This window comes from Mycobacterium sp. E2733 (assembly GCF_001667585.1).
Lineage (GTDB): Bacteria > Actinomycetota > Actinomycetes > Mycobacteriales > Mycobacteriaceae > Mycobacterium.
In genome coordinates this window covers 1-6,554 of the sequence record NZ_LZJZ01000129.1, presented here as the reverse complement: position 1 = coordinate 6,554, position 6,554 = coordinate 1, and the positions used below count along the sequence as shown (strand labels likewise).

Here is a 6,554-nt window from a genome sequence, read left to right as displayed (position 1 = left end):
CTTCCCAGGTGGCGCGGGCTTCGGGGGTGAGCCACCCACTCAGCTTGGACATGCCGTCGCAGTCTTGGCTCCCCAAGGTCAGGCCGCGCCGCCGCGCGCGATCGGCATCGGTGTAGTTGCCGTCGGGATTGAGGCAGTCCATCAGGCGGCGGGCCAGCTTGGCGAGTTGATCCGGACGAAACTGGGCCGCCTCGGACGCCAGTTGCTTCTCGGCGTGCTCACGGGTGTCCATGTCCACACAATCGGGCAGCTGGTGGAAAAACCGCCGGATCACCGCCACGTGATCGGCCCCGATCGCCCCGCCGCGCTGGGCCGCCGCGGTGGCGGGCAACACCGGCGCCAACGGCTCACCCGAAAGCGCCCGGCGCGGCCCCAAATCGGCGGCCTCAGCGATGCGGCGGCTGGCCTCACCCCGGGTGATGCGCAGCCGCTCGGCCAACGCCCACGACAGCTTGCCACCCAGCTCGGCCGAATCAGCCTGCTCACCAACCTGATTGATCAGCTGATGGCGGGGTGTTTGCAGCCGGCGCGTCTCACACTCGAGCACCTCCAACAACCGCAACCGCTCCGGATTGGTCAGCGCCTCATACGAATGCCGCTGAAAGCGCGAAACCACGGCGCACAGCGCGTTGACGTCGTCCTGGATTTCCTCGCGACTGAACACGGTCACGTCCGCGGGGCACCTGGGCGCACGAACGGGCTGGACAACTCGTACATGAGCGCGTCGAGCCGTCTCAACAGAAACGCGTACCTCTCGAGGGCCGCGACGAGCTCCACGGTTGTCAGCGAATCGATGGAGGCAATGAGCAGATCTTGCGCCGCCTCGAACCCATCGAGCAGGACGTCCATGCGGTAAGCAGTGATCGAACGCATGTTCGAATGCTACGGCCGCCCACCGACAATAAAGGCGAAGCGGACTCCCGGGCCTACTTCTGTTCGTAGCTGCCGTGTATAACGGCGCGCGCGATCGCGTGCTGGAACAGGTTGAAGCCGAGGTAGGCAGGGCTGGCGTCCTCGCCGAGTTCGAGCTTGTCGACGTCCACGGCGTGCACCGCTATGTAGTACCGGTGCGGCCCGTGCCCCGGCGGCGGCGCGGCGCCGATGTAGCGGCGCATCCCCGCGTCGTTGACCAGCGTCAGGGCGTCGCCGGGCAGGTCGCTCCCGTCCCCCGCACCCGCGGGCAGTTCGGTGACGTCGGCCGGCAGGTTGGCCACCGCCCAGTGCCAGAACCCCGAGGCCGTCGGCGCGTCGGGGTCGTAGACGGTGACGGCGAAGCTGCGGGTCTCCCCCGGGAATCCCGACCAGCTCAACTGCGGGCTGACATCTTCTCCACCGGCGCCCATGATCCCGCTGACCTGGGGCTTGGATAGCGACTGGCCGTCGGTGATCGAGTCCGACGTCAGGGTGAACGTCGGCAGCTTCGGCAGCGCGGCGTACGGGTCGGGCGCGGTGCTCATGAGCGATCCTCTCGTTACGTGTCTTCAGCAGTGTGTCAGGAAGTGTGCCAGCACCTCGGTGCCGAACTTCAGCGCGTCCACGGGTACCCGCTCGTCGACCCCATGGAACAACGCGGTGAAATCGAGGTCCGGCGGCAACCGCAGCGGGCTGAAACCGAAACAACGAATACCCAAGCGCGCGAACGACTTTGCGTCAGTGCCACCGGAGAGCATGTAGGGCACCGTGCGGCCATCCGGGTCGAGGGCCAGCACGGCGGCATTCATGGCGTCCACCAGGTCACCGTCGAAGCTCGTCTCGTACGACGAGAAGTCTTTGATCCACTCCCGAGTCACGTCCGGGCCGAGCAGTTCGTCGACCTCGGCCTCGAACGCCGCCTTGCGGCCCGGCAGGATTCGGCAGTCGACCACGGCTTCCGCGACGGCCGGGACGACGTTGGCCTTGTACCCGGCCTTGAGCATCGTCGGGTTCGCGGTGTCGTGCAGGACAGCCTTGAGCATGCGGGCCATCGGGCCGAGCTTTTCGACCGCCCCCGCCAGGTCGCCCGACTCGACGTCGAACGTCAGCCCGGTCTCCTCACTCACGACCGCCAGGAACTGGGCGACGGTGTCGGTCACTACGAGGGGAAACTGGTGCCGGCCCAACCGGGCGACCGCCTCGGCGACGGCGGTGACGGCGTTGCGCTCATGCACCATCGATCCGTGTCCGGCCGCGACGGGGGCGGTCAGCCGCATCCAGGACAAGCCCTTCTCGGCCGTCTCGATCAAATACAGTCGGCGTTCGCCCCCGTCGCGGCCGGGCACGGTCAACGAGAAGCCGCCCACTTCGCCGATCGCCTCGGTGACACCCTCGAACAGCTCGGGCCGGTGGTCGACCAGCCACTGCGCCCCGAACGTGCCGCCGTGTTCCTCGTCGGCGATGAAGGCGAACACCAAGTCGCGGGGCGGCACGATCCCGGCCTGCTTCAGCCGCCGGGCCACCACGATCATCATGCCGACCATGTCCTTCATGTCGACCGCGCCGCGACCCCAGACGAAGCCCTCCTTCACTGCACCGGAAAACGGATGCACGCTCCACTCGGCCGGCTCGGCCGGCACCACGTCAAGGTGCCCGTGGATCAGAAGCGCGCCCCGTGAGCTGTCGGCGCCCGCAAGGCGGGCGATCACATTGCCGCGGCCCGGCGCGCCCGACTCCACGTATTGCGGCAAGTAGCCGACCTGGGCGAGCTGCTCGGCGACCCACTGCGCGCACTCGGCCTCGCCCCGCGTCGTCTCCGGTTCGCCGGTGTTGGTGGTGTCGAACCGGATCAACCTGCTGACGACCTCGACCACGTCGTCGCTCGGGCTGGTCGGGAACTCGGTCTGGGCGGTCACAACCACCTTTCCTACCATTGCCGGGGCCGCCGGGCTCGGTGCTGAGCGGCCCGGCTGGGTTGGGCGCGCGCGGGACAATCCGATAGCCTTAGCTGCCAACCCATGCGGTTGGTTTGTCCGAGTGGCGGAATGGCAGACGCGCTAGCTTGAGGTGCTAGTGCCCTACTAATGGGCGTGGGGGTTCAAGTCCCCCCTCGGACACGCATGGTGCAGGGTCGCTTCTTTCGCAGGAGTCGGGAGGGGCGGCCTTGTCGAAGCTCCACCACCGGGGTCGAGAAATGGCCCCTTCGCTGCACGTTCGACGCACGGCCGGTACGAACGATCCTCTCCCGCAACCCGGTACGCCGAGCGCCGGCGTAACGTCAGCAAGATCAAACTTTTCGCGTTGACAGGTCAACCGCATGCATGATGGTGCCCACTTAGGCGTCGAGATCGACCTTGACGCTTTGTGGGCGGCCGTGCCCTGCCCCACGCTGGTCATCGATCGCGAAGGGATCGTGCGGGCGCTGAGCGGGTCGGCCCAGTCCCTGCTGGCCGGCGCGACGCAGGGCGGCCGGATCGACGACTCCGTTGACTGGCTGTCGCGGGCGCATCACCGTCTCGTCCAAATTGAACCCGACGCGGTCGATCGGGACGCGTCCGTCGTCTCGGGAAGCGTGGGAAGTCGAAAGTTCGATGCGCACGCGGCGGTGCTGCCCAGCGGAGAGGTGGCGTGGTCGCTGGTCGAGGACACCGGCCAGTTGTTGCGGGAGGCGCAAGAAGCGCTGGCGCGGGAGCGGGAACGCACGGCGATCCTGCTCGAGGCGTCCTCGGTGCTGACGGCGTCGCTGAACGTCGACCGCTGCCGGGAAGCGACGGTGCAGATGGCCGCCCGGCACCTGGCGGACGCGGCCGTGCTGGTGGCTCCCGCGGGCCGCGGTCGGCGGCTGCCGGTCTTCTACAGCAGCGCTGTCGGGGCCGTGGAACAGTGCAGTGTCGACGCCGACCCGGCGGCGGTGGCGGGGCTGAGCGAGGCGCTGCACGGATTCCCGCCGGTGTCCTCGGGCTGGATCGACCCCATCTCGGTACCCGATTGGCTTGTCCCGCAAGATTTCCCGGGCCCGGTCGGGTGCGTGATGATCCTGACCCTGCCGGGGCACGGCGTTTCGGCGGGGGCACTGGTGCTGCTGCGGCGCATCGATCGGCCGACGTACAGCGCGGACGAAGAACTCTTCGCCGGCCTGTTCGCCGCGCGCGCCGGTGCGGCCCTGTCCGCTGCGCGGCTCTACGCCGAGCAGGCCGCCATCACCCGCACGCTGATGCGTGACCTCCTGCCTCCCCCGCTGCACGGCTTGCACGGCATCGAATTCGCCGGCGGTTACCGGGCTTCGAAGGATTACGAGGTGGTCGGCGGCGACTTCTACGACTTCCACCCCGCGGCGCGTCCCGAGGACGAAACGCTGGTGGTGCTTGGCGATGTGTGCGGGAAGGGCCTAGAGGCCGCCGTGATGACCGGCAAGATCCGCAACACGCTGCGGGCCCTGACGCCGCTCGCGCAGGACCACGAGGGTGTGCTCACGCTGCTCAACCGTGCCATGTTGTCGGCGGACCACACCCGCTTCGCCACGTTGGTCCTCGCCTCCGTCGCCTACCGGGACGGTCAGGTGTCGCTGCGGTTGACCTGCGCCGGGCATCCCCCACCCTTGATCGTGCGCGACGACGGGCAGGTGGAAGAGGCCAACACGAAGGGGACACTGGTCGGCGCGCTGGAGCGCATCACCGTGCAATCGTTCGAGACTTCCCTGGCGCCGGGCGAGACGTGCGTGCTGTACACCGATGGCATCACGGAGGCCCGCGGCGGCCCGCTCGGCGATGATTTCTTCGGTGAACAGCGCCTTGCGGCCGCACTGACCGGATGTGCCGGAATGCCGGCCGAAGCGGTCGTCGAGCGCGTCCTGATGCTGGCCACCCAGTGGGTGGGACAACGCGTGCACGACGACATCGCGGTCGTGGCCATCACCGCCCCGCAGCGCACTCGCCTCAGCGCCGTCGACGGCCACACCCGGGGCAGGTACGTGGCATGACGTTCTACGACACCGATATGACCGCCCCACTCGCTACCGGCGCCGCCGACGACGTCGTGATCCGCGAGCGGCTCTGGGGAGCCCTCGCCGACCGCGACGAGTACGCGGCGGCAGCTACCGTGTTCGCCGCGATGGACGCCGGCTTGACCCCCGAGGAGGTGCTGCTGGAGGTGATCGCCCCCGTCCAGCACAAGGTGGGCACCGAGTGGGCCGCCAACCGCATCAGCGTCGCGCAGGAGCACGCGGCCACGGCCATCAACGACCGCGTCATCGCCGCGCTGGCTCACCACCCCGCCGGCAAAGTCGTAGCCCATGGCGGTCGGGTCACCTTGGCGTGCGTGGACGGGGAGTGGCACGCTTTGCCCGCCCGGCTGCTGGCGGAGGTCTTGCGGCTGCGGGGCTGGGGGGTCGACTTCCTCGGGGCGCAGGTCCCGACCCCGCACCTGATCGCCCACCTGCACCAGCACGGCCCCGATGTCGTGGCGCTCTCCTGCTCGATTCCCACCCGGCTGCCCAACGCGCACGCCGCGATCATCGCGTGCCAGTCCGCCGGTTTTCCCGTTTTGGCCGGCGGAGCCGCTTTCGGCCGCGACGGCCGCTTCGCCCGCCAGCTCGGCGCCGACACGTGGGCGCCCGACGCGCGGACCGCCGACGAAAGCCTGCGCCGCGGATTCCCCGCTGTCCGACGCACTTTCGACCGCCAGCCCGTCGATGACCTGCCGCACCTGGCCGACCAGGAGTACACCATGGTGAGCCGGAGCGCGGCTCAGCTGGTCAAGTCCACCGTCGCCGATCTGGAGGACCGCTTTCCCGCCATGCGCGCCTACTCCACGCCGCAGCGCCAGCACACCGTCGAGGACGTCGCCCACATCGTCGACTTCCTCACCGTGAGCCTGTACACCGACGACGACGCGTTGTTCGCCGACTTCATCACCTGGACCGCCGACATTCTCACCGCGCGGGGCGTACCGGCGGCGTCGCTTCACCCGGCACTGGATTCGCTGACGGTGCAACTCAAGGAGTTCCCCCGCAGCCAGCGCCTGCTGCAGACAGCAAACGATGCCCTCACCGCCGTCGCCGGCCCGGGAGCTTCGCGATGAACCTGTCCCTGAACGTCGCCACGACAGGACGATCGGCCTGCGTGCAGGTCTCCGGTGACCTGGTCTACGAAACCGTCGACGCTCTGGTCGACGCCGTCGGTCAACTGCTCGGCCGGCAGCCGACCCTGACAGACCTGCACCTCGACCTCTCCGGACTCGCCATCTGCGATTCCGCCGGTCTGTCCGCCCTGCTCCTCGTCCATCGCCGAAGCTGTCAGGCGGGCGTGCAGCTGCACCTGGACCGTCGACCGCGATTCCTCGATCGCATCTTGGACGTGACCGGTACGTTCGACCATCTCGTCACCGCGTCCCGGTCCGACGGGGGCACGGCGAGCGCGGACCGGCGGGGCCAGAACGCCCCGGGAGAAACCCGGGTTCGCTGAGCGGTGCGGCCGCTACCAAAGCCCGTAGGCTGGAACGCGACCGATGACACCCGATGGATTCCTCCGGCGCACTGCGACGCGCGCGTTCCGCGACCGTCGCGAGGCCGGTCGCGCGCTCGCCGAGCAGTTGATGTCCTATCGCGACCGCGATGACGTGCTGGTCTTGGGACTGGCCCGCGG

7 protein-coding genes, 1 tRNA gene and 1 pseudogene are annotated in these 6,554 nt (G+C 68.9%); 5 read left to right on the top strand and 4 right to left on the bottom strand.

The features are described 5' to 3' along the window. The 4 genes from A5678_RS23105 to A5678_RS23090 form a co-directional block, all read right to left on the bottom strand. On the bottom strand, positions 1 to 670 hold a 670-nt coding region (locus A5678_RS23105), incomplete at its 3' end, for a DUF222 domain-containing protein (RefSeq protein WP_156747050.1). Then, positions 667 to 873, bottom strand: a complete 207-nt coding sequence (locus tag A5678_RS23100; protein ID WP_156747049.1) for a hypothetical protein — start codon at positions 871 to 873, stop codon at positions 667 to 669. The genes A5678_RS23105 and A5678_RS23100, both read right to left, overlap by 4 nt. 53 nt (positions 874 to 926) lie before the next feature. Next, positions 927 to 1,457: a YbhB/YbcL family Raf kinase inhibitor-like protein gene (locus A5678_RS23095; protein ID WP_068047439.1), complete on the bottom strand. Its 531-nt coding sequence runs from the start codon at positions 1,455 to 1,457 to the stop codon at positions 927 to 929. 24 nt (positions 1,458 to 1,481) lie between these two features. After that, positions 1,482 to 2,846, bottom strand: a complete 1,365-nt coding sequence (locus A5678_RS23090; protein WP_068047436.1) for a M20/M25/M40 family metallo-hydrolase — start codon at positions 2,844 to 2,846, stop codon at positions 1,482 to 1,484. 97 nt (positions 2,847 to 2,943) lie between these two features. Here A5678_RS23090 and A5678_RS23085 point away from each other — a divergent pair. The 5 genes and pseudogenes from A5678_RS23085 to A5678_RS23065 all read left to right on the top strand — a co-directional run. Further along, a tRNA-Leu gene (locus A5678_RS23085) sits at positions 2,944 to 3,029 on the top strand. Positions 3,030 to 3,229: 200 nt separating this feature from the next. Continuing rightward, positions 3,230 to 4,891, top strand: a complete 1,662-nt coding sequence (locus tag A5678_RS23080) for a PP2C family protein-serine/threonine phosphatase (RefSeq protein WP_068047433.1) — start codon at positions 3,230 to 3,232, stop codon at positions 4,889 to 4,891. 17 nt (positions 4,892 to 4,908) lie between these two features. Continuing rightward, positions 4,909 to 5,991 (top strand): B12-binding domain-containing protein, encoded by a 1,083-nt coding sequence (locus A5678_RS23075; protein WP_156747051.1) that lies wholly within the window; start codon positions 4,909 to 4,911, stop codon positions 5,989 to 5,991. Beyond that, on the top strand, positions 5,988 to 6,374 hold the full coding sequence (locus tag A5678_RS23070; RefSeq protein WP_068047427.1) for an STAS domain-containing protein: 387 nt from the start codon (positions 5,988 to 5,990) through the stop codon (positions 6,372 to 6,374). Before A5678_RS23075 ends, A5678_RS23070 begins: the two co-directional genes overlap by 4 nt. Before the next feature lie 43 nt (positions 6,375 to 6,417). Continuing rightward, positions 6,418 to 6,554, top strand: a pseudogene (locus tag A5678_RS23065) (phosphoribosyltransferase); the annotation flags it as partial.